The organism is Pseudomonas sp. GWSMS-1, from assembly GCF_049847425.1.
Classification (GTDB): domain Bacteria; phylum Pseudomonadota; class Gammaproteobacteria; order Pseudomonadales; family Pseudomonadaceae; genus Aquipseudomonas.
Map to the genome: position 1 here is coordinate 1,786,645 of NZ_JBMHHV010000005.1, position 20,397 is coordinate 1,807,041.

Here is a 20,397-nt window from a genome sequence, read left to right on the forward strand (position 1 = left end):
GCCCGCCTGAGCAGCGCGACCGTAGCGCATAAAGGCGGCTGGTGGTCGCCAACGCTTTCTAAGTCAGCCACCACTCACCGTCACATGGCCTACCCGGCCATCTGATCCGCTTTTTATTTGAAAACCTGAGTCTGTTATCGGATCAGCTCCAGTCGCATCATTCGCCCCGCCTGATAAAGCCCACGAGGCCCGCAATGAGCGAACGTATTCCCGCGCAGATCATCGAGACTATCGATCCGAGCAAGCCCATCCACCTGACGCCTTCGCAGGCCGGTGGCCCGATCCACACCCGCAGCTTCACGGGCCTTTACCGCAACCTGCGTCTGTACGGTGCGGGCCTGTTGTTTCTGATTTTCTTCGGCACTGCATGGCTCGACTGGGACGGCCGTCAAGCGGTGCTGTGGAACCTCGCCGAACACCGTTACTACATCTTCGGCGCGACCTTCTGGCCGCAGGATTTCACCCTGCTGTCGGCGCTGCTGATCATCGCCGCCTTTGGCCTGTTCACCATCACCGTGGTGGCTGGGCGCGTGTGGTGTGGTTACACCTGCCCGCAGAGTGTGTGGACCTGGGTGTTTATGTGGGCCGAGAGAATCACCGAGGGCGAGCGTAATCAGCGCATCAAGCTGGATGCCGCGCCCTGGTCGCTGAACAAGCTGCTGCGGCGCAGTGCTAAACACAGCATTTGGCTGGGTGTCAGCCTACTCACAGCGCTGACCTTTATTGGCTACTTCACGCCGATCCGCGAACTCACCAGCGACCTGCTGCGCCTGCAACTGGACGGCGGCACGCTTGTGTGGGTGCTGTTCTTTATGGCCGCCACCTACCTCAACGCTGGCTGGCTGCGCGAGAAGGTCTGCGTGCACATGTGCCCGTATTCGCGCTTCCAGAGTGCGATGTTTGACGATGACACCTTGCTGGTGGCCTACGACGCCAAGCGCGGCGAAGGCCGTGGCCCCCGTAAAAAGGAAAGCGACCACAAGGCCGAAGGCCTGGGTGACTGCATCGACTGCACTATGTGCGTGCAGGTGTGCCCGACCGGGATCGATATCCGCGATGGCCTGCAGATCGACTGCATCAGCTGCGGCGCCTGTATCGATGCCTGCGACGGGGTCATGGACAAAATGGGCTACGCCCGCGGGCTGGTCGGCTATCACTCCGAGCGCCAATTGCAGGGGGTAAAACCCACTGGCTGCGGCCACGGCTGATCGGCTACAGCATCGCCCTGGTGTTGATGCTCGCAGCGTTCGCCTGGGCGCTGAGCGCACGCTCGATGTTGTCCATCGACTCGGCCAAGGACCGCAGCATGTTCCGTGAAAACCAGCTGGGGCAGATCGAGAACACCTACCTGCTCAAGGTCATAAACAAGACTCAGCAACCGCAGCAGTATGCCCTGGCGTTACGCGACAGCCCCGGCCTGCGCCTGGATGCACCGCAACAGTTGCAGTTGAACCCTGGGGAAATTCTCGATGTGCCCGTAACCCTGGTGCTGGAGAGCGAAACGGCCAGCGCCAGCACGATGCCGGTGAGGTTTGTGATCCATAACCTGGCCGATGCCAGCGAGCAGGCGCAAACGCAGAGCATTTTTCTCTCGCCACGTGGACGCTGACAGTCGCATGGCAAAGCAACTCCCCGTAGAGTGCGCTGTCCTGCTGAGCGCACCGACGGACACGATGAAACGCTACGAGAAATTTGCCGACCAGATTGCCGAACTGATCCGCACTGGCGTGCTCGCCCCTGGTGAAAAAGTGCCGTCAGTGCGCCACGCCAGCCGCACCTACGGGGTCAGCCCGTCCACGGTGTTCCAGGCTTATTACCTGCTGGAAGACCGTGGCCTGATTCAGGCCCGGGCGCGCTCCGGCTATTTCGTTAGAGAACTGGCGCGGCATTCGCTGGCCGAACCCGAAACCAGCCAACAGCCGACGCAAACCACCGAGGTGGACGTCAGCGAACTGGTGTTTTCGGTGCTGGCTTCGCTGAAAGACCCCGACACCGTGCCGTTCGGCTCGGCCTTCCCCAGCCCCGACCTGTTCCCTCTGCCACGCCTGGCCCGCTCCATGGCCCATGCCATACGCGACCTGTCACCGCACGCGGTGATCGCCGATATGACCGAGGGCAACCCCAACCTGCGCCGGCAGATTGCCCTGCGTTATATGGTCAGCGGCGTGATGTTGCCATTGGAGGAACTGGTGATCACCAGCGGCGCCATGGAGGCGCTGAACCTGTGCCTGCAAACGGTGACCCAACCCGGCGATCTGGTGGCGATTGAGGCTCCGGCGTTTTACGCCACGTTGCAGGTGCTGGAACGTTTGAAACTCAAGGCCGTGGAAATTCCAGTCCACCCGCGCGAGGGTATCGACCTGGACGTATTGGCCGAGCGCTTGAGCAGCCTGCCGATCAAGGCGTGCTGGTTTATGAGCAGCCTGCAGAACCCGCTGGGCGCGAGCATGAGTGACGACAAGAAGCGCGGTTTATATGAGCTGCTGCAACGCCATCAGGTGCCATTGATTGAGGACGACGTGTACGCCGAGCTGTACTTCGGCAGCCAGCCGCCCAAGCCGGTCAAGAGTTTCGACCGCGAAGGCCTGGTGATGCACTGCGGCTCGTTTTCCAAGTGCCTGGCGCCCGGTTACCGGGTCGGCTGGGTGGCCGGTGGGCGTTATGCCGAGCAAATCAGCCGGCTCAAACTGATGACCACCATCTCACCGTCTGTACCGGCCCAAGCTGCGCTGGCGGATTACCTGCAACACGGCGGTTATGACCGCCACCTGCGCAAGCTGCGCCATGCCCTGGAAGCGCAACAAGCCTCGATGCTGGCCTCAGCAGCGCGGCACTTCCCCGCCAGCAGTAAAGTCACCCGGCCCAGCGGTGGCTACTTTCTCTGGTTCGAGTTCCCCGAACAGGTCGACGCATTGCGCCTGTTTCAATTAGCCCTGGCCCAGGGCATTAGCCTGGCCCCGGGGCCGATTTTCTCGGCCACCCGACGCTTCGGCAACTGCGCCCGCCTCAACTACGGCCATCCGTGGAATGCGCAGAGCGAAGACGCCATGATCGTGCTCGGGCGCATCATCAACTCCTTCTAATCCCCGGCCAGCAGGCCAATTGATACGCCACTAGCCCCTTGATTTGGCAACGTGCGGGCGTTTCTACCTAGCGCTGTAACTTGTACAACCCAGGTACAGGTTACAGCGCGCATCGCCTGTGCCACCAAAGCCGCCACCACATCGTCTACATAACAGCGCAAACCTAATTATTAAGGATTTACGCTGTTCTGCGTGGGTGGATGCTCAGGATAATTACGGCATTCACCCTCATCACACCGCAAAACATAATTGTACAAATAAATATTCATGTATAAGATTTGCACAACTCAAAGATTCAGCTGGTATAGCCCTTCTTTTCAAATCGCAACACACCGTCGCCGCCCTACAGGGCAAGAGGAATTGACTTCATGCAATCACAACTGAGCATTGCGCAACGCCTGAGCCTCGGGTTTGGCTTGATTCTGTCGCTAATGATCCTGGTTACCCTGATCGGTGTGCAGCGTGTTGGCTTTATCGACGAGACCCTCACGTCGGTGAGTGAAGGGGCTTCGCTTAAGCAGCGCTATGCCATTAACTTCCGTGGAAGCGTGCATGACCGCGCCATTGCGATACGCGATGCAGTATTGGTGGATAACGACGCCGCACTGAATCGCCAACTGTCAGAGATTCAACGCCTCAAGGACTTCTACCAGGAGTCCGCCCGGTCCATGGATAACCTGCAGCGGGAGCAACCGCCAACAGCTACAGGGCAGCGCCTTTTGAGCGATATTCAGGCTATTGAGCGCAGCACCCTGACCTTGACCGACAAACTGATCAGCCTGCGCAGTCGAGGAGATACGGACGCAGCTAAAAGCCTACTGATGGAGCAAGCCTCGCCGGCTTATAAGGAATGGCTCAAGCGCATCAACGCCTATATCGATTATCAGGAACAAGTCATCGGCAATGATATTGGCGCGGTACGCGAGACCGCTGGCGGCTTTCAAATGTTGATTCTGCTGATCACTGCCGCCGCTGTGCTGCTGAGCATTGGCGTGTCACTGATCATCATCAACAAACTGAAATCTACCCTCGGTGCCGAGCCCTATGAGGTCGCCCAGGCAATTCAGCGCCTGGCTAATGGTGAACTTAACCAGCGCATCCAGACCCGTTATCCGGAGAGCGTCATGGGGGCCTTGCAGGACACGGTCAAACACCTGGCTGAGACCATCACCCAAGTGCGCAGCGCCGCCCGTGAGCTGACCCTGGCCTCAGACCAACTGCTCACCATCTCCGACAGCAACAACCAGCAGATCCGCTTGCAGTCCAGCGAGGCCGAACAGATGGCCACCGCCATTAATCAAATGGCAGCAACCGTCAATGAAGTGGCCAACTATGCAGCCAGCGCCGCATCGGCCACACGCAACGCTGACAGTGAGGTGGCCACAGGCAATCAGGTGGTCAGCGCCACAGCGACTGCCATTCAGAACCTGGCACGCACCCTGGAGAGCGCCGCTGAAAGTGTGCAGCAGGTCTCCAGCGACAGCGAAAACATCGAGAAAATCATCGAGGTGATCACCGCCATCGCCGAGCAGACCAACCTCCTCGCCCTGAACGCAGCCATTGAAGCCGCACGGGCCGGCGAACATGGCCGCGGCTTTGCCGTGGTGGCCGATGAGGTCCGCTCCCTGGCAACCCGTACTCAGGACTCCACGCGGGAAATCCGCGGCATGATCGGCAAGCTGCAGGAAGGTGCCGGCAAGGCCGCCGAGGTGATGCGCAACAGCCGCCAACTGGCGCAGCAAACCGTCGAGCAAACCGGCCAGGCGGAAACCGCGCTGAACAAAATCCGCAGTGAAGTTACGGCCATCAACGACATGAACGCGCAGATCGCCAGTGCCTCGGAAGAGCAAAGCGCGGTGACCGAAGAGGTCAACCAGAACATCAACCGCATCCACAACGCCACCCTGGAAACCTCAGCCGGCTCCGAGCAAGTGGCAGCGTCCAGCCGTGAACTGACCACCTTGGCGAACCGCCTGACCGACAAGGTCAGCTTTTTCAAGCTGTAGCACCTGCTCTATCTGGGCCGCCAGGGCAGGCACATTGGCCTGGCCCTTTAATACCTGGCTGCAGCGCAGCTGAAACCTTTGCTTGAACATTAGCCGCAGCCAAAATCAGGTCAGTCGGCTAATTTACCCCTCTGTTTAATTCAGGCATCAGTCATGGACTCGATAACCCAGGCGGTACTTGGCGCCAGTATTCAGGGCGCACTGCTCGGCCGCTGGCAAGGCCGCAAGGCGCTGCTGTATGGCGCCATGCTCGGCACCCTGCCAGATCTGGATGTAGTGATTGATTACGGCGACGCCGTGGCCGACATGACGTACCACCGGGGCTTCAGCCACTCGCTGTTTGTCCTCACCGGTGTGGCCCTGCTGCTGACCTGGCTGATGCGGCGCTTTCGGCATAACCCCGGTTACTCATCACAACGGCTGTTTCTAACGATATGGCTGGTGTTGATTACCCACCCGCTGCTCGACAGTTTCACCAGCTATGGCACGCAATTATTCTGGCCGCTAACGCCGATCCCTACGGCGTGGTCGAGCATCTTTATCATCGACCCGCTCTACACCGTGCCGCTGCTGATTGCCGTAGCGCTGGGGCTGCTGTTTGGCTTACGCGACAAAGCAGCCAAAGCCCCGGTACTGGCGTTGCTGGTTTCATCGCTGTACCTGACCTCGACCTTGGGCGGCAAATACATGGCCGAACAACGCGTAGAAGCCGAACTGGCGCGCCAAGGCATACAGGCGCAGCAGTTGTTCAGCACGCCGACACCGTTCAACAGCCTGTTGTGGCGGGTGATTGTGCTGGACGGTGAGGATTACCATGAGGCGTTGGTCAGCTGGTTCGACGCTGCCCCACCGCAACTGCAGCGCATTCCCCGTGGCACGCACCTGGCAGCCGCGCTGGCCGACTCGCCGGCGCATGCGCGCCTCGCCTGGTTTACCAATGGCGTACTGCGTTACGACCAGTTGGGCGAACAGCTGGTGGTCACCGATATTCGCCTGGGCATGACTGGCTTTCACCCGTTCCGCTTCGCCTTCGCTAATCGGGAAAACGGTCAATGGCGCGTCGCTGACGAGATTCAGCACCTGCCAACTGAACGTGGCGATTTATCGCGGCTAAAACTGCTGTGGGCACGTACCTGGCAACCTTCGGTGCAAGTGCCACTGCTGGCCTGGGCCGACGAGCTGCGCAGAACACCGCTGGCGCGCCGCGACGGCCAATAGCGCCTATTGCGCAGGCACTGTGTGACACCAGCCTAAGAACCGCCCACTCAGCTGCGGAACTGCGCCACCAGGCCCTGCAGTTCAACGCCCAGGCGCGCCAGCTCAGCGCTGGAGGCAGCAGTTTGCTGGCTGGCGCTGGCGCTTTGCTCGCCGATATCGCGCACCCGCGTGACGCTTTCACTGATGGTCTCGGCCACCGCACTCTGCTCTTCGGCGGCGGCAGCAATTTGCTGGTTCATCTGTTCGATGGTGCTCACCGCCTGGGTGATCCGCCCCAGCGCATCCCCCGCCTCACCCGCAAGGGTCACCGTGCGTTGGGTCAAGGTGCGGCTGCTGTCCATTTTCTCCACGGCGCCCTTGGCCAGTTGCTGCAGGCTGACGATAAGGCCTTCGATTTCCTCGGTGGAGTCCTGCGCACGCTTGGCCAGCGCGCGCACTTCATCGGCGACCACGGCAAAGCCACGGCCCTGTTCGCCAGCCCGCGCGGCCTCGATGGCCGCATTTAGCGCGAGCAGGTTAGTCTGCTCGGCCACGTTGCGGATCACTTCCAACACGCCGCCGATGCGCGCGCTCTCCTGGTTCAACGCCGCAATGGCTTCGGCGGACTCTTCCACCTCAGTGGCCAGTTGGCCGATCTGACTGACCGTTTGCTGCACCACCTGATTACCCTGCTGCGCTTCGTTGTCGGCCACGCGGGCGGCCAGCGACGCTTGCTCGGCGTTGTGCGCCACTTCCTGCACGGTGGCGGCCATTTGGTGCATGGCGGTGGCGGTTTGTTCGGTTTCCATTTTTTGGCTCAGCACGCCGGCACTGGTTTGTGCCGTAATCGCCGAGAGCTGCTCGGCGGCGGCGGCAATCTGGCTCACGCCACCGCCAATACGCCCAACCAGGGTACGCAGGCTGACGCTCATCACCTGCATTGCGGCCATCAGCTGGCCGGGTTCATCACGTCGATCTTCAGGCAGGTCGTGGCTCAGATCGCCGGCGGCAATACGCTGGGCAAACAGCACGGTTTGCTGCAACGGCGCGACAATCAAACGGGAAATAACCAGCGCCGCCAGCATGCCCAGGATCACCGCTGCAATGCCCATGGCGCCGAGCATCATTAAGGCCTGACGACTGTCTGCGGCCATGGCTTGCTCTTGCTGCGCTTTGCTTTGTTCCACCAGCGCGAGCAACGCGCGGGCCTGCTCAAGCATCTGCGCTTCACTCTGCTGACTCTGTTCGCGCACCTGGCGGTAATTGGTAAATGCCTGCTGGTAGAGCGTCAGGGCTTGCAAGGCGGTCTCGATTGAACGCTTCTGGTCGTCATCCAGCCAGACCATCAGGCTGCGCGCCACGCTTTGCAGGTCATCGTTGATGTAGGTCCACTCATCTAAGGCTTCGCTTGAACCCTCGATGATGTACTGGCTTTCATAACCGCGCAGGTCGAGCATGCGCTTGCTCAGGCCCGAAGCGGTTTCCGCCAGGGTCAGCGGATCGCTGCCACGCAGCTTGTCGCCCTCCAGGCGTAATTCACGCACGGCGTCATACATATCCAGCTCAATCACATCGAACTGATCGCGCGCCTCACCCGCCGCCTCACGCATCTGTGTACGTGCCGTGCGGGCATTATTTTGCTGCTCAACAAAACGATCGAACTGCTGGCGATAGCCATCGAGGGCCTGCTGCATGTCGTTCAAGCCCGCTTGGTCAGCACTGGCAGCGCCTGCCAGTTGCTGAGCCAATGCCGCGCTAGCACGGTCCAACTGCGCATGCATCTGAGCGGCCGCCTCGCTGCTCTGGCGCAGGGCAAAATCACGCTCGGCGCGGCGCGCCTGCAGCACCTCGGCATCGATTGTCGACAGCCCACTGGTGCTGGCATGCCCTTCCAGCACGGCTTGCACCGCCAGAAAGCCACTGCCCGTCACGGCAACCGTGAGCAACAGCACCAGGCCGAAGCCACTCATAAGCTTTTTACTGACAGACAAATCGGCCAACAGGCGGGGGGCAGAAGAAGACATAACGACAGCTCCGTTTTTATTATCGAGTGCAGCCCGACATGGCAATGACGGTACTGGCTAGCACATGCACACCAGCTAGCAGCTTAGCTCGGCTTTACTGCAACCCTTGCGCCAGCCTGCTGCTATGCCACGGCAAAACCTTAAAAGCATCGCCAACGCCTGAGCCCGTGCGGTATTCGGCGACGCAGCGGCGTAAAGCAGCTGGCCAGAAAACGCCTTTTGCCTGGTGTATCGGCAAGTTTCCGCTGATCGCTCGGCAACAGTGGCGAGTAGCCGCCAGAGAATCTTCGTCACCATGATGGCGAAAGCCTCTAGTCAGCAGGCAAGCAAAAGGGCGCACGGCTCTCGCCCATGCGCCCTCTGCTGCTTTTGCGGCTCAGTGCGTCTGGTTTATCGCCCTGCGAGCGCCGGCACGACCCGTGGGCGCAGCACTTCGCCCAATATTGCCAGCACACCAATCGCTCCGGCGATCCAGTACCAATGGGCAACCGGGTCAAACATCAACCAGCCCAAGGCGTGCAGGAACACCACCATGATCAGCACCGGGCTGACGTAGCGCACCATAAACAGCCACAAGGCGTAGCCGAGCGGCGGCAGGCCCAGCTCATCACGCATGATCTCGCTGCGCAGTGCATAACCGGCTAGTAGCACGATAAAGATCCCGCCCAGCGGCATCATCCAACGTGAGGTCAGGTAATCCAGCCAATCGAAGAAGTTCTTGCCCATGGGGGTCCAGCCCGCCATCAGGTTGAACGACAGCATGGCCAGCAAGCTGATCACCAGCAGCACCGCACCGGAGGCTGCTGCCGCTTTGAAGCGGCTGACGCCGTACTTCTCATTCAGGTAAGCCACGGTCGCTTCAATCATGGAGATGGCCGAGGTCAGCGCGGCAATCGACACCATCGCGAAGAACAGCGCACCAAAGGCGGTACCAAACGGCATCTGCTGGAAGGCCAGCGGCAGGCTCATAAAGATCAGCCCAGGGCCCGCGCTTGGGCTCATGCCGTTGGCAAAGATAATCGGGAAGATCGCCAAGCCAGCCAACAGCGCCACACAGGTGTCGCAGATGGCCACCACAAAGGTGGTGCGCGCCACCGACTGGCCATCCGGCAAGTAGGAGCCGTAGGTGAGAATCGCCCCAGAGGCCAGGCTCAGGGTGAAGAAGGCATGACCCAAGGCCGCCAGCAGTGCTTCACCCGTTATTTTCGAGGCATCGAAGCTGAAGAGGAAATCAAAGCCAGCACTGAAGCCGCCACTGGTGAAGGCGTAGCCCACCAACACCACGAGCATGACGGCCAGCCCCGGCATCATCCAGCGCACGGCATTTTCGATGCCCTTTTGCACGCCTTTGGCCACGATCCACAGGGTCAGCAGCGCCACCAGCACGCTCCAGCTACCGAGCTGCCAGGGGTTGGCGTTGTGCGCCTCAAATACCCCAGCCAGCGCCTCGACACTGGTCGCCGCCAGCGAGCCGTCGAGCATTTTCACCGTATAGGCAAACGCCCAACCCGCCACCACCACGTAGAAACACAGGATCATAAAGCCGGCGAGCATGGCCATGCCGCCCACGGCCTTCCACAACGGGTTGCCGCCATTCTCTTTAACCACCCGGCCGATCGCATCAATCGGGCTGCCACGGCCGCGCCGGCCAATGGCGATCTCGGTCATCATCACCGGAATACCGATGGCCAGAATGCAGGCCAGGTACATCAGCACAAACGCACCACCGCCGTATTCGCCGGTGATGTAAGGAAACTTCCAGATATTGCCCAAGCCCACAGCGGAGCCAGTAGCAGCAAGGATAAAGCCCCAGCGCGAGAGCCAGAGGTTCTTGGGTTTTTCACGAGTCATGCGTCACCTGTTTGTTTTTATCTGTGACGAAATAGAACCCGCTGCGCTTGTGGCGCGGCGGAGTGGCAAGGCAGGTCCACCTTAAACGGCGTCGGGTTGCACCTCCGGAGCTGCTTGCGCAAAGGCTTCGAGGGGTTCACAGCGCGCCGCCATGGCGAGAATGCGTGGGTACGCATCAAGGTCACAGTTAAAACGGCGCGCATTATACAACTGCGGGATCAGACACGCTTCCAGATATCCGGGTTGTTCGCCGAGTGACAGGCGATCATTGAAAACCACCAAGCCGGCTTCGACAGCGGCCAGACCTTTGTGCAGCCAATGGCGGTACCAGGCATCCTTGGCTTGCTCCCCCACGGCCAGTTCGCCAGTGAGGTATTGCAACACCCGCAGGTTGTTTAGCGGGTGCAGGTCGCAGGCGATATGCAGCGCCAGGGCACGCACCTGAGCGCGCTGCGCCGGGGCGCGGGGGAGCAGCGGCGTGTCGGGGAACCTCTCATCGAGGTATTCAAGGATGGCCAGCGACTGGGCAATGCGCACCCCGCCGTTGCCGTGATCGACCAACAGCGGCAGCAGTTCCTGCGGGTTCAGCGCTTGATAGTCAGTGCTGTGCTGCTGACCACCGTCCTTAACCAGATGCACCGGCACTTGCTCATAGGCTAAGCCCTTGAGGTTGAGCGCAATACGCACCCGGTAGGCGGCGCTGGAGCGCCAGTAAGAATAGAGCCTCAACTCAGTGCTCATAGCGCTCTACCGCCTGGTCGATAGCGCCGAACAGGCTGTGACCAGCAGCGTCGAACATCTCGATACGCACTCGGTCACCGAACTTGAGGAACGGGGTTTTCGCCTCGCCACTTTCGATGATTTCCAGCATGCGTTTTTCCGCCAGGCAGCTGGAGCCGGCGCTGCGGTCGTAGTTCGACACGGTGCCGGAACCAATAATGGTGCCGCTGCCCAATGGCCGGCTTTTGGCGGCGTGGGCAACCAAGGTCGGGAAGTTGAAAGTCATGTCTACACCGGCATCCGGCTGGCCGAATAGCGCGTCGTTGATATGCGACACCAGCGGCCGATGCACCTTGCCATCGCGCCAGGTATCGCCCAGCTCATCCGGAGTAATCGCTACCGGCGAGAAGCTCGACGACGGCTTGCTCTGATAGAAGCCGAAGCCCTTGGCCAGCTCACCAGGAATCAGATTGCGCAGCGACACATCGTTGACCAGCATCAGAAGCTGGATATGCCCGGCAGCCTCGGCAGCGCTGGCGCCCATCGGCACATCATCGATGATGACGGCGATCTCGGCTTCAAGGTCGATGCCCCAGGCCTCGTCGGCCATCTGAATCGGGCTGTGCGGCGGGATAAAACAGTCGGCGCCGCCCTGGTACATCAGTGGGTCGTGCCAGAAGCTCTCCGGAATCTCAGCGCCGCGCGCCTTGCGTACCAACTCCACATGGTTGACGTAGGCACTGCCATCGGCCCAGTGATAAGCACGCGGCAACGGGCTGTGGCAGGCCGCCTGTTCGAAGGTAAATGCGCCCTCTTCCAAACCATCATTCAAGCGCTGATACACCGCCTCCAGCTTGGGTTTGGCAACTGCCCAGTTATCCAGCGCGGCCTGCAGGGTGGCGGCAATCGCCGGGACTTCGGTGGCGCGACTCAGATCGCGCGACACTACAACGAGCACGCCGTCGCGGCCTTGATTCAGTGATGCGAGTTTCATCAGGATTCCTTGCCCGGCGCACGCCAGGAATTTACATAGTCGGGAACATCGACCCCAGCAGCGGCTTCGCCGACTTCCAGGGCACGGCGGGTGTCGATCATCACCGCCACTTCATCGATAAAGGTCGCCGGATCGGTTTGGGCCTTTTTCAGCGCCTTGGGGTGCGGGCCGTGAGGGAAGCCACACGGGTGCAGGGTGACCATGCCTTGCTCGATATTGTCGCGGCTGAAGAAGTTGCCACGGTGGTAGAACAGCACTTCGTCGTAGTCGTCGTTGTTGTGATAGAACGGCACTTTCAGCGCACCGGGGTCGCTTTCCACCGGTCGAGGGGTAAAGGTGCAGATCACAAAACCGTTGGCGACAAAGGTGGTGTGCGCCGAGGGCGGCAGGTGATAACGGTGGCTCATCAGCGGGCGGATATCGCGCCAGTTGAGGCGTACCACGGTGTTGTCGCCATGCCAGCCGACCACATCCAGCGGGTTGTAGGGATAGGTCACGGTGCTGATCTGGCCGCGCCGCTTGATGCGGATCAGCCAGGTGTCTTCGTCCTGCTGCGCCTTGAAGGCCTCATCCAGTTTCGGATGGTCGAGCACCGCTGGGTCGAAGATCGCCTGCGGGCCAACCAGGCCTTTGTCCGGCAGCTGATAAGCCCCATCGGTGCTTTCGATCAGCAGCATAAAGGTCGGCTCATCGGCTTCGATGCGCCAAGCCGTACCGCGTGGAATCAACAGGTAATCGCCGTCGCGGTAGGTCAAATGACCGAAGTCACAGTAAAAGTGCCCTGCCCCCTCATGGATAAACAGCAGGTCATCGCCATCGGCATTACGAACCAGGTGGCGCATGGCCCCGTGGGTTTTCCAAACGCGTAGCTTCACATCGCTGTTGTGCAGGGTCAGCGGCGCGGCCAGCGGACAATCACGCTCGCTGGAAATATCATTGAAGTTGAACGCATGCGGACGCAGCGGCCCCTGCCAGTCGATCCAGCCGGTGGGTGGATGCTTGTGGTGCAGGTGCGCCGTAGGGCCGAAGAAGCCTTCGCGGCCCATTTCACGCTCGTAGGTGCCCTCGGGAAAGTCGCAGTGCGCCTGACGCGAACACTCGCCTTCACGCAGGGGGAAACTGATCCAGTTACGGCTCATGGCCGGTATCTCCTAAATACGGCGCTTCGTAGGGTGGGTTAGCGGCGCTAACCCTGATGGGTCGTTTATTGCGGTGCATGAGCGCCGCGTAACCCACCAATCCGACACCGCAAAGGTGGGTTACGGCGCAACGAAATCATGGTGAATTCCGATCATCGTGCCTGCGCCTAACCCACCCTACGGTTTACCGATCAATCGACTTTGATCACGCCGCGCTTGATCTGGTCTTCCTCGATGGACTCGAACAGCGCCTTGAAGTTGCCCTCACCAAAGCCCTGATTACCCTTGCGCTGAATGATCTCGAAGAAAATCGGACCAATCACCGTATTGGTGAAAATCTGCAGCAGGATGCCGTCGTCACCTGGTGCACCGTCGATCAGGATGTTCAGGTCGCGCAGCACATCAGTCGGCTCGCCATGCCCGGCGACGCGGGTGTCGACCTTGTCGTAGTAGGTGCCGGGAGTGACCATAAAATCCACACCATTGGCGCGCAGTTGGCGCACGGTGGCGTAGATATCTTCGCTACTCAGGGCGATGTGCTGGATACCTTCGCCTTGGTATTCGCGGATAAATTCCTCGATCTGCGACTTGTCGTCGGCCGATTCGTTGATTGGGATGCGAATCTTGCTGCAAGGCGCGGTCATGGCACGCGACAGCAAACCGGTGAGCTTGCCTTCGATATCGAAGTAGCGAATCTCGCGGAAATTGGCGATGCGCTCGTAGAAGCCGGACCAGACGTCCATCTGCCCGCGCTTAACGTTGTGGGTCAGGTGGTCCAGCTCTCTCAGGCCAACCGAGTTGTCGTTTGGCGTGCGGCCTTCGATGTATTCAAAGTCCACGTCATAGATACTCTTGTCGCCAAAGCGATCAACCAAGTACAGCAGCGAACCACCGATGCCTTCGACGCAGGGAATATTCAGCTCGCCAAAGTTGGCGTGACTGCCCACCAGTTTGGCGCCCTGGGATTCGACATAAGCAGCAGCCTGAGCCGCGTTCTGCACGCGGAAGGCCATGGCGCAGGCACTCGGGCCATGCTTCAAACCAAACTCACGCACATGCCCGGTGGGACTGCCGTTGAGCACGAAATTGATGTCGTTTTGCTGGAACAACCAGACCTCTTTCGAGCGGTGCTTGGCGGTTTCGGTAAAGCCCATGGCGGTGAACAGCTCACGCAGCTGCTGGATGCCTTCCGGGGTCGGCGCGGTGTACTCGACGAACTCGAAGCCGTCAGTGCCTATAGGGTTGTGCTGTTCGATCTTGTTCACGGCGTTCATTGCGCCTCCTCGTTGTTGTTTTGATCAACCCTGCGACGGCCCGTCGCACGGTGCGGATTGACCTCATAACAACCGAGCGCCGCCGCGCTAACAAGCGGGCCCAGAGCACCCTGCCGCAGGATTGGCTAGGCCTTCCGGCAAGTTTTTAATACACCCAGAAAAACAGCGTGATTGCTGACTGCAACCACCCACATCGCGTAACGAAAGATTTACAAAGCGGTCGATTTAACTGCCAAGTGCAGGGCCGCAGTGCGTCTAACCGGGTCAATACCCGCAAGAAAAGGCGCGATCAAAAGGCACCGTAGGGTGGATGACGCTTCACCCATCCGCCAATGCGACCTCACGGTGGATGAAAAGAGCGTCATCCACCCTACGGTTTTCCCAGCGCGCCTATCAGTGCTGCAGATGCCCGTAGAGTTTGGCGTAGAGCCCACCTTCGGCAATCAACTCTTGGTGGCCGCCGTCTTCGGCGATGCTGCCGCCGTCGAATACCAGCACCCGATCAGCCTGTTTCACCGCGCTCAAGCGGTGGGCGATGATCAGCGTGGTACGGCCGCGCAGGAACTGGTTGAGGGCTTGGTGCAGGGCGTATTCAGTCGCGGCGTCGAGGGCTGAGGTAGCCTCGTCGAGAATCACCACTTTGGGCTCAGCCAGGACCATCCGCGCAATGGCCAAGCGCTGGCGCTGACCGCCAGAGAGGCGCACGCCGGAGCGGCCGACAATACTGTCCAGCCCCTGCGGCAAGGCGCGAATGGTGCCAGCCAACTGGGCAATTTCCAGGGCGCGCCAGCAGAACTCGTCCGTGCGCTCACGGCCCATGCACAGGTTGGCGCGTACCGTGTCGTTGAACAGTGCGGGATGTTGCAATACCACGGCGACATTCTCGCGCACCGCTTCCAAACCAATCTCTTCCTGGCTGCTGCCACCAAAGCTGATAGTACCGGCCTGCGGCGTATACAGCCCGAGCAGCAGTTGCACCAGGGTGCTTTTGCCACCGCCGCTGGCGCCGACAATGGCGACCTTCTCCCCCGGCGCGATGCTCAGGTTGAGATTATTCAGCACCGGCTCATCGTTGTAGGCAAAGGTCAGGCCGTGGACGTCAATGCCAACCGTGTCGCGCCCCTTGAACGGGTCGACACGGCCTGGGTATTGCGGCTCGTCTTTCCGCGCCAGCAGCTCGTTGATCCGTGTCAGCGCGCCGCCAGCGGCATAGAAGGCGTATTGCAGGCTGAGCAACTGCTCGACCGGGCCGATCATAAACCACAGGTAGCTGAACACCGCGAGCATCTGGCCGATCGACAGGTCGGAAAACAGCACAGTGAGCATGGCTGCCGCACGGAACACATCGATACCGAACTGGAACAGCAAACCGCTGGCACGGTTGGAGGCATCGGTTTTCCATTGCGAGTTCACCGCAAAGTCGCGCACTTCCTTGGCCCGGCCACCGAGGCGACCGAGGAAAAAGCCCTGACGGTTGCCGGCGCGGATTTCCTGAATGGCTTCCAGGGTTTCCGTCAGCGCCTGGGTAAAGCGCGAGGTGCTGTCGTTTTCCAGTTTTTTAAGGTGTTTGACCCGCTTGCCCAGCTGCACCGTGGCGTAGATCACCAGTGGGTTGAACAGCAGAATTAACAACGCCAGCTGCCAGTGCATCCAGATCAGAATCGCCGAGGTGCCGGCCAGGGTGAGCATGGCCACCAGGAAACGGCTGAGGGTTTCACCGACAAACTTGTCGAGGGTGTCCAGGTCCGTAACCAGGTGCGTGGTCACGGTGCCGCCACCGAGGCTTTCATATTCGGCCAGGGAAATCCGCTTGAGGCGCTCGATCAGGCGAATACGGATGCGGTAAACGATGTCTTTGGAGAGGCGCGCGAACAACCGCGCCTGCAGCACGTTAAACACCAATGCGCCGCTGCGCAGGAAAAAGGTCAGCACCAGCATCAGGCCGATATAGCCGGCGGCTGTTTCCCAGTCGCTCGGCAGGAAGTTATCCATCACCTTGAGCGCGGCATCGCCGTCATTGAGCAGTACTTCGTCGACCAGTAATGGCAACAGCAGCGGAATCGGCACGCTGCACAGCGTGGCCAACACCGCGACACAATTGGCCCAAATCAGGGCTTTTTTATGCTGCAGGGCCAGCCGGCGTATTTCTGCCCAGCTCAGGCGATCAAGCATGTTCAACACGCTCCAGCCAGCGCGCCAGCAACGGCTGCAACACATCAAGCGGTTGGTAGCCGTTAGTCAGCAGCGCCAGTTGGCCGTTGCGTTCAGCCAACAGGGTCGGAAAGCCGGCAATGCCCAAATTCTGAGCCCAGCTAACGTCGGCGGCGGTGGCCTCACGCTGCGCGACGCTGTCGAACGCCTCGGCGAACTCGCTGCATGCAAACCCAGCACGCTCAGCCAACTCCACCAATACGCTCGCCCGGGTAACATCTACGCCCTCTTTATAGAACGCGCGCTGAATCAACTGGGCCAACGGCCAGGCCAGTTCCGGGTTCAGATGGCGGGCAGTCACCAAGGCGCGGCAAGCCGGCTCGGTGTCGTAGACCAAGCCTTCGGGCAAACCATCATCAAAGTTGAACAGCTGGCCGGTGCTGGCATTCACCGCCTGCCAGTAACCCAGGTAACGCACCCGCGCGGCAGCATCAATGGCTACGCTCTCGCGGCGTAGGCCACCGAGTACCAGTTGCAGGCCAACTCCGGCCGCAGCGGCCTGCTCGGCGAGGGACTCCAGCACTGGGGCAAACCCCCAGCACCACGAACACATCGGGTCCATCACATACAGCAGGCGTGCGTGCATGCTCAAGCCTCGCGCGCTTGGCGGTGGTTGTAGCCCAAGGGGTGCGGTTGATTGCGCGCCTTGGCCAGTTCGATCTGCCGCTGGCGTTCACGGGCGCCGGCGCGGGTTTTCTCTGGCAGCGAATCCCAGCAATGCGGGCAGCTGACACCTGGGGTGTACAGCTCGGAGTGACGATCCGCCACGGAAACCGGCGTGCGGCAGGCATGGCACTGGTCGTAGTCGCCTTCCGTCAGGTCATGACGCACGGTCACGCGGTTATCGAACACAAAGCAGTCACCCTGCCATTTGGTTTGTTCCTGCGGCACTTCCTCCAGGTACTTGAGGATGCCGCCCTTGAGGTGAAAGACCTCCTCAAAGCCTTCACCGAGCATGTAGCTGGAGGCTTTCTCACAGCGAATGCCGCCGGTGCAGAACATCGCGACTTTCTTATGCTTGGCCGGGTCGAAGTGCGCCTTGATGTACTCGGGAAACTCGCGGAACGACTTGGTTTTTGGGTCTACCGCGCCCTCAAAGGTGCCAATCGACACTTCGTAATCGTTGCGCGTATCAATCAGCAGCACTTCCGGGTCGCTGATCAGCGCGTTCCAATCCTTGGGCTCGACGTAGGTGCCGACCTTCTGGTTCGGATCGACGCCAGGTACACCCAGGGTGACGATTTCTTTCTTTAGTTTGACCTTGGTGCGGTAGAACGGCTGCTCATCGCAATAGGACTCTTTGTGATCGATATCGGCCAGGCGCGTATCCAGGCCAAACCAGGCCAGCAGGCCATCAATACCGGCGCGGCTGCCAGACACGGTGCCGTTGATGCCTTCCTCGGCAATCAGCAGCGTGCCCTTGATGCCGTTATCCAGCATGGCTTGCAGCAGCGGTTCACGCAGCTCATGAAAATCTGGCAGGGAAACGAATTTATACAGCGCGGCGACAACGATCTTGTCAGTCATGGGTATGTCCTTCAGTAGTCGCCCACGTAAAGGGCGGACTGGGATAGATAAAATTACCGGAAGCGATTGTTCACTTTGCCCCGCGGCGAGTTACAACGTGACCGCCAGGCGAAGCGGTGCACAAATAAATACGCCGGCGCTAGGCCGGCGGGGGCGACAGTTTACTGTCCTTCAGACAAACCGTGTAGAGGCGAATCGCCTCAGTGGCCGCCTTTACAGGTGGGTGAGGCAGGCGCCACGCCCTGCTGCGACCACTCATCGGGGGTGTAGGTGTGCAGCGCCAGGGCATGAATCTGCCCCATCAACTCACCCAGGCAGGCATAAGTCTTCTGGTGGCGTTTGACCGCATTCAGCCCCGCAAACTGCTCGCTGACGACCACGGCTTTGTAGTGGGTTTCCAGGCCACGGCTGTGCATGTGGCTTTCATCCAGCACGTCGAGGTGCTGGGGCTGCAGAGCCTGTAAAGCCTCCTGCAACAGATCAATCTTCGGCATCACGGGGCTCACTCAGGGCTTCTTAGGGGTTAGTTTGGTGGTCATTTCTGCCAGCAATTGATTGACCTTGGGCACTGCCGCTTCCAGCTTGCTTTGGGTCAACTGCGCCGACTGGGCCGTCAACGTAGGCATTTGCTCCAGCACTTTCTTGCCCAGCGGCGATTCGTAGAAGCGAATCAGGTCCTTCATTTCCTGCTCGTTGAACGTGCGGGTGTAGAGCTTGACCATGTCCGGCTTGAGTTTGTCCCAGCCCACGGCCTGTTCAAGGGCCGTATTGGCCTGGGCTTGATAGGTTTCCAGTACGGCCTTTTCACTTTGCGGCGCATTGCTCTCGGCAAAACGCTGGGCAAACATCTGCTGCACTTGGGCGTACACCGGCACCGCCAGCTTGTCAGCACGCGCCAATAACAGGAAGCGCTCGGCATCTGCGGCATGGCTCTTGGCATCGGCGACAACCTGAGCGCTACCGCACGTCAGCAATAAGGCAGCACAAAAGGCGGGTAAACGTGACATGTACTACTCCTGAACATGAAGAGCCCTGTTTGACTCGATTAGCGGCATTTTGTGCCCAAGCGCTTGTCCTACTCAAGCATGAGCGGCGGCCCACGCAATTCACGCTACAACTGTGCACTGGCGCACAGCCTGCTTAAAGGCCAAAATGCCAGTAATTGTCGAGCTGACACACACCCGTGCATGCTCGGTGGATTGTCCCGCAAGATTCAACGTGCCCACGCCCATAAAGGCCAAGCACTCGCACACACATGGACGTGCCCGATGAACAGCTTCACTCAGCCTGAGCCTTTCGCCGCCCTCGCGCTATGCGACAGCCGGGGCCAACTCAACCCCCAAGCGATCGGCTGGTCACCCCGGCCCATGGTGGATTGCGCCATCTCCGGCCATTTTGGTCGGCGCAAACGCTGGAACCACTGGTGCATCACAACGCCGCACTGGATGCTGTCTTTTACCCAGGCCGACCTCGACTACCTGGGTTATGCCGCCGCCTATTTTCTTGACCTGGAAACCGGCCAGGCCGCCGCCTACAGCCAGTTCCACCTGTTCGGTCGCGGCCATGATCTGCCAGACCAACCGCAGAAAAGCCACGCGTTCAACCACCCTCGTCTGCAATTACGCGTCGCTGAACAGGCGGGCCGTAGCTGCATTACCATCAATGCTTCAAGCATTGGCGGTCAGCCGTTGCAGGTTGATCTGGATGTCCAACGGCCGGCTCACCTGGACTCAGTCAACCTGGTTGCCCCGCTGGGCCCGCAGTGCTTCCATGCCACCAGCCGTCATCTTGGCCTGCCCTGCAGCGGCAGCGTGCGCTTGGGTAAACAGCAGTACAGCTGCGTCGCAGGGCAAAGCTTTGCCTCGCTGGACTTCGGGCGCGGCGTCTGGCCGCTCAACAGCCACTGGACCCGCGCCGCCTTCGCGGCGCCAGGCGGCATTGCCGGTAACTTTGGTTCGGGCTGGACGGACTACAGCGGCTTGTCGGAAAACACCCTGTGGTTTGGCGGCGAACTGCAGCATCTGGATATGCCCATCACCATCACCCAGTCACCGCATAGCTCGCTGGCGCCCTGGCAGCTGTGTAGCCCGGATGACAGCGTGAACCTGACCTTTACCCCACGCCAACGCCACAAGGCCTACCGCCAATTAGGGCCGTTTTATGCCGATACGCGGCAGTGGTTCGGGCATTTCGACGGGGTCTTGCATGGCCCGCAAGGCGAGCGCGTGCCGGTCCAAAACGCTCTCGGCTGGCTCGGCGACACTCGCGCCCGCTGGTAGAAGAGCCTCAATGTTGAACCTCTGCGCCTACTGAGCGACCTAAGCTGGGATAAGGCCGAGCCAGGCAATGGCCCGGCAACTCTTAATGCTGC

General features: G+C 60.2%; 15 protein-coding genes and 3 pseudogenes. 6 read left to right on the top strand and 12 right to left on the bottom strand.

The features are described 5' to 3' along the window. Positions 1 to 194 precede the first annotated feature (194 nt). The 5 genes and pseudogenes from ccoG (at position 195) to ACEPAJ_RS11885 (ending at position 6,307) form a co-directional block, all read left to right on the top strand. Positions 195 to 1,609: pseudogene (gene ccoG, locus ACEPAJ_RS11865) on the top strand (cytochrome c oxidase accessory protein CcoG). Positions 1,610 to 1,673: 64 nt separating this feature from the next. Beyond that, positions 1,674 to 3,083 carry a GntR family transcriptional regulator MpaR gene (gene mapR / locus ACEPAJ_RS11870; RefSeq protein ID WP_425914994.1) on the top strand — a complete coding sequence of 470 codons (1,410 nt, stop codon included), beginning with the start codon at positions 1,674 to 1,676 and terminating at the stop codon, positions 3,081 to 3,083. Between the two features lie 368 nt (positions 3,084 to 3,451). Continuing rightward, a pseudogene (locus tag ACEPAJ_RS11875) lies at positions 3,452 to 3,967 on the top strand (MCP four helix bundle domain-containing protein); the annotation flags it as partial. A 417-nt stretch (positions 3,968 to 4,384) separates the two neighbouring features. Beyond that, a complete protein-coding gene (locus ACEPAJ_RS11880) occupies positions 4,385 to 5,089 on the top strand; it encodes a methyl-accepting chemotaxis protein (RefSeq protein ID WP_425918017.1) in 705 nt (234 codons plus the stop codon). Between the two features lie 153 nt (positions 5,090 to 5,242). Further along, positions 5,243 to 6,307: a metal-dependent hydrolase gene (locus ACEPAJ_RS11885; protein WP_425914995.1), complete on the top strand. Its 1,065-nt coding sequence runs from the start codon at positions 5,243 to 5,245 to the stop codon at positions 6,305 to 6,307. A gap of 47 nt (positions 6,308 to 6,354) precedes the next feature. On the opposite strand, the gene ACEPAJ_RS11890 is transcribed toward ACEPAJ_RS11885, so the two are convergent. The 12 genes and pseudogenes from ACEPAJ_RS11890 to ACEPAJ_RS11945 form a co-directional block, all read right to left on the bottom strand. Further along, positions 6,355 to 7,236, bottom strand: coding sequence for a methyl-accepting chemotaxis protein (locus tag ACEPAJ_RS11890; protein ID WP_425918019.1), 882 nt, complete (start codon positions 7,234 to 7,236; stop codon positions 6,355 to 6,357). Next, positions 7,213 to 8,310 (bottom strand): annotated as a pseudogene (locus tag ACEPAJ_RS11895) (methyl-accepting chemotaxis protein); the annotation flags it as partial. The pseudogene ACEPAJ_RS11895 and the gene ACEPAJ_RS11890, both read right to left, overlap by 24 nt. A 390-nt stretch (positions 8,311 to 8,700) precedes the next feature. Then, positions 8,701 to 10,161, bottom strand: coding sequence for a sodium-dependent transporter (locus ACEPAJ_RS11900; RefSeq protein WP_425914996.1), 1,461 nt, complete (start codon positions 10,159 to 10,161; stop codon positions 8,701 to 8,703). An 81-nt stretch (positions 10,162 to 10,242) separates the two neighbouring features. Next, positions 10,243 to 10,902, bottom strand: a complete 660-nt coding sequence (gene maiA / locus ACEPAJ_RS11905; RefSeq protein WP_425914997.1) for a maleylacetoacetate isomerase — start codon at positions 10,900 to 10,902, stop codon at positions 10,243 to 10,245. Continuing rightward, positions 10,892 to 11,875 (bottom strand): fumarylacetoacetate hydrolase family protein, encoded by a 984-nt coding sequence (locus ACEPAJ_RS11910; protein WP_425914998.1) that lies wholly within the window; start codon positions 11,873 to 11,875, stop codon positions 10,892 to 10,894. Before ACEPAJ_RS11910 ends, maiA begins: the two co-directional genes overlap by 11 nt. Further along, on the bottom strand, positions 11,875 to 13,014 hold the full coding sequence (locus tag ACEPAJ_RS11915) for a homogentisate 1,2-dioxygenase (protein ID WP_425914999.1): 1,140 nt from the start codon (positions 13,012 to 13,014) through the stop codon (positions 11,875 to 11,877). The genes ACEPAJ_RS11910 and ACEPAJ_RS11915 overlap by 1 nt, the downstream gene beginning before the upstream one ends. A 191-nt stretch (positions 13,015 to 13,205) precedes the next feature. Continuing rightward, complete coding sequence (hppD, locus tag ACEPAJ_RS11920) at positions 13,206 to 14,288, bottom strand: 4-hydroxyphenylpyruvate dioxygenase (RefSeq protein WP_425915000.1); 1,083 nt, start codon at positions 14,286 to 14,288, stop codon at positions 13,206 to 13,208. Between the two features lie 393 nt (positions 14,289 to 14,681). Then, a complete protein-coding gene (locus ACEPAJ_RS11925) occupies positions 14,682 to 16,460 on the bottom strand; it encodes an ABC transporter ATP-binding protein (RefSeq protein WP_425915001.1) in 1,779 nt (592 codons plus the stop codon). Then, complete coding sequence (locus ACEPAJ_RS11930) at positions 16,453 to 17,085, bottom strand: DsbA family protein (RefSeq protein ID WP_425915002.1); 633 nt, start codon at positions 17,083 to 17,085, stop codon at positions 16,453 to 16,455. The genes ACEPAJ_RS11925 and ACEPAJ_RS11930 overlap by 8 nt, the downstream gene beginning before the upstream one ends. Positions 17,086 to 17,087: 2 nt before the next feature. Next, positions 17,088 to 18,026: a rhodanese-related sulfurtransferase gene (locus ACEPAJ_RS11935; RefSeq protein WP_425915003.1), complete on the bottom strand. Its 939-nt coding sequence runs from the start codon at positions 18,024 to 18,026 to the stop codon at positions 17,088 to 17,090. Between the two features lie 200 nt (positions 18,027 to 18,226). After that, complete coding sequence (locus ACEPAJ_RS11940) at positions 18,227 to 18,520, bottom strand: BolA family protein (protein WP_425915004.1); 294 nt, start codon at positions 18,518 to 18,520, stop codon at positions 18,227 to 18,229. 12 nt (positions 18,521 to 18,532) lie between these two features. Then, a complete protein-coding gene (locus tag ACEPAJ_RS11945) occupies positions 18,533 to 19,033 on the bottom strand; it encodes a DUF2059 domain-containing protein (protein WP_425915005.1) in 501 nt (166 codons plus the stop codon). Between the two features lie 261 nt (positions 19,034 to 19,294). Here ACEPAJ_RS11945 and ACEPAJ_RS11950 point away from each other — a divergent pair, with 261 nt between their 5' ends. Next, a complete protein-coding gene (locus ACEPAJ_RS11950; RefSeq protein ID WP_425915006.1) occupies positions 19,295 to 20,305 on the top strand; it encodes a DUF2804 domain-containing protein in 1,011 nt (336 codons plus the stop codon). The last annotated feature ends 92 nt before the right edge of the window (positions 20,306 to 20,397 follow it).

Bases quoted from the DNA above. Each gene is read 5' to 3' on its own strand.
- ACEPAJ_RS11935 (WP_425915003.1), bottom strand. From the start codon at position 18,026: ATGACTGACAAGATCGTTGTCGCCGCGCTGTATAAATTCGTTTCCCTG.
- ACEPAJ_RS11925 (WP_425915001.1), bottom strand. From the start codon at position 16,460: ATGCTTGATCGCCTGAGCTGGGCAGAAATACGCCGGCTGGCCCTGCAG.
- ACEPAJ_RS11880 (WP_425918017.1), top strand. From the start codon at position 4,385: ATGGCAGCAACCGTCAATGAAGTGGCCAACTATGCAGCCAGCGCCGCA.
- ACEPAJ_RS11950 (WP_425915006.1), top strand. From the start codon at position 19,295: ATGAACAGCTTCACTCAGCCTGAGCCTTTCGCCGCCCTCGCGCTATGC.
- mapR (WP_425914994.1), top strand. From the start codon at position 1,674: ATGAAACGCTACGAGAAATTTGCCGACCAGATTGCCGAACTGATCCGC.
- hppD (WP_425915000.1), bottom strand. From the start codon at position 14,288: ATGAACGCCGTGAACAAGATCGAACAGCACAACCCTATAGGCACTGAC.
- ACEPAJ_RS11940 (WP_425915004.1), bottom strand. From the start codon at position 18,520: ATGCCGAAGATTGATCTGTTGCAGGAGGCTTTACAGGCTCTGCAGCCC.
- ACEPAJ_RS11910 (WP_425914998.1), bottom strand. From the start codon at position 11,875: ATGAAACTCGCATCACTGAATCAAGGCCGCGACGGCGTGCTCGTTGTA.
- ACEPAJ_RS11890 (WP_425918019.1), bottom strand. From the start codon at position 7,236: ATGGCCGCAATGCAGGTGATGAGCGTCAGCCTGCGTACCCTGGTTGGG.
- maiA (WP_425914997.1), bottom strand. From the start codon at position 10,902: ATGAGCACTGAGTTGAGGCTCTATTCTTACTGGCGCTCCAGCGCCGCC.
- ACEPAJ_RS11930 (WP_425915002.1), bottom strand. From the start codon at position 17,085: ATGCACGCACGCCTGCTGTATGTGATGGACCCGATGTGTTCGTGGTGC.
- ACEPAJ_RS11900 (WP_425914996.1), bottom strand. From the start codon at position 10,161: ATGACTCGTGAAAAACCCAAGAACCTCTGGCTCTCGCGCTGGGGCTTT.
- ACEPAJ_RS11945 (WP_425915005.1), bottom strand. From the start codon at position 19,033: ATGTCACGTTTACCCGCCTTTTGTGCTGCCTTATTGCTGACGTGCGGT.
- ACEPAJ_RS11885 (WP_425914995.1), top strand. From the start codon at position 5,243: ATGGACTCGATAACCCAGGCGGTACTTGGCGCCAGTATTCAGGGCGCA.
- ACEPAJ_RS11915 (WP_425914999.1), bottom strand. From the start codon at position 13,014: ATGAGCCGTAACTGGATCAGTTTCCCCCTGCGTGAAGGCGAGTGTTCG.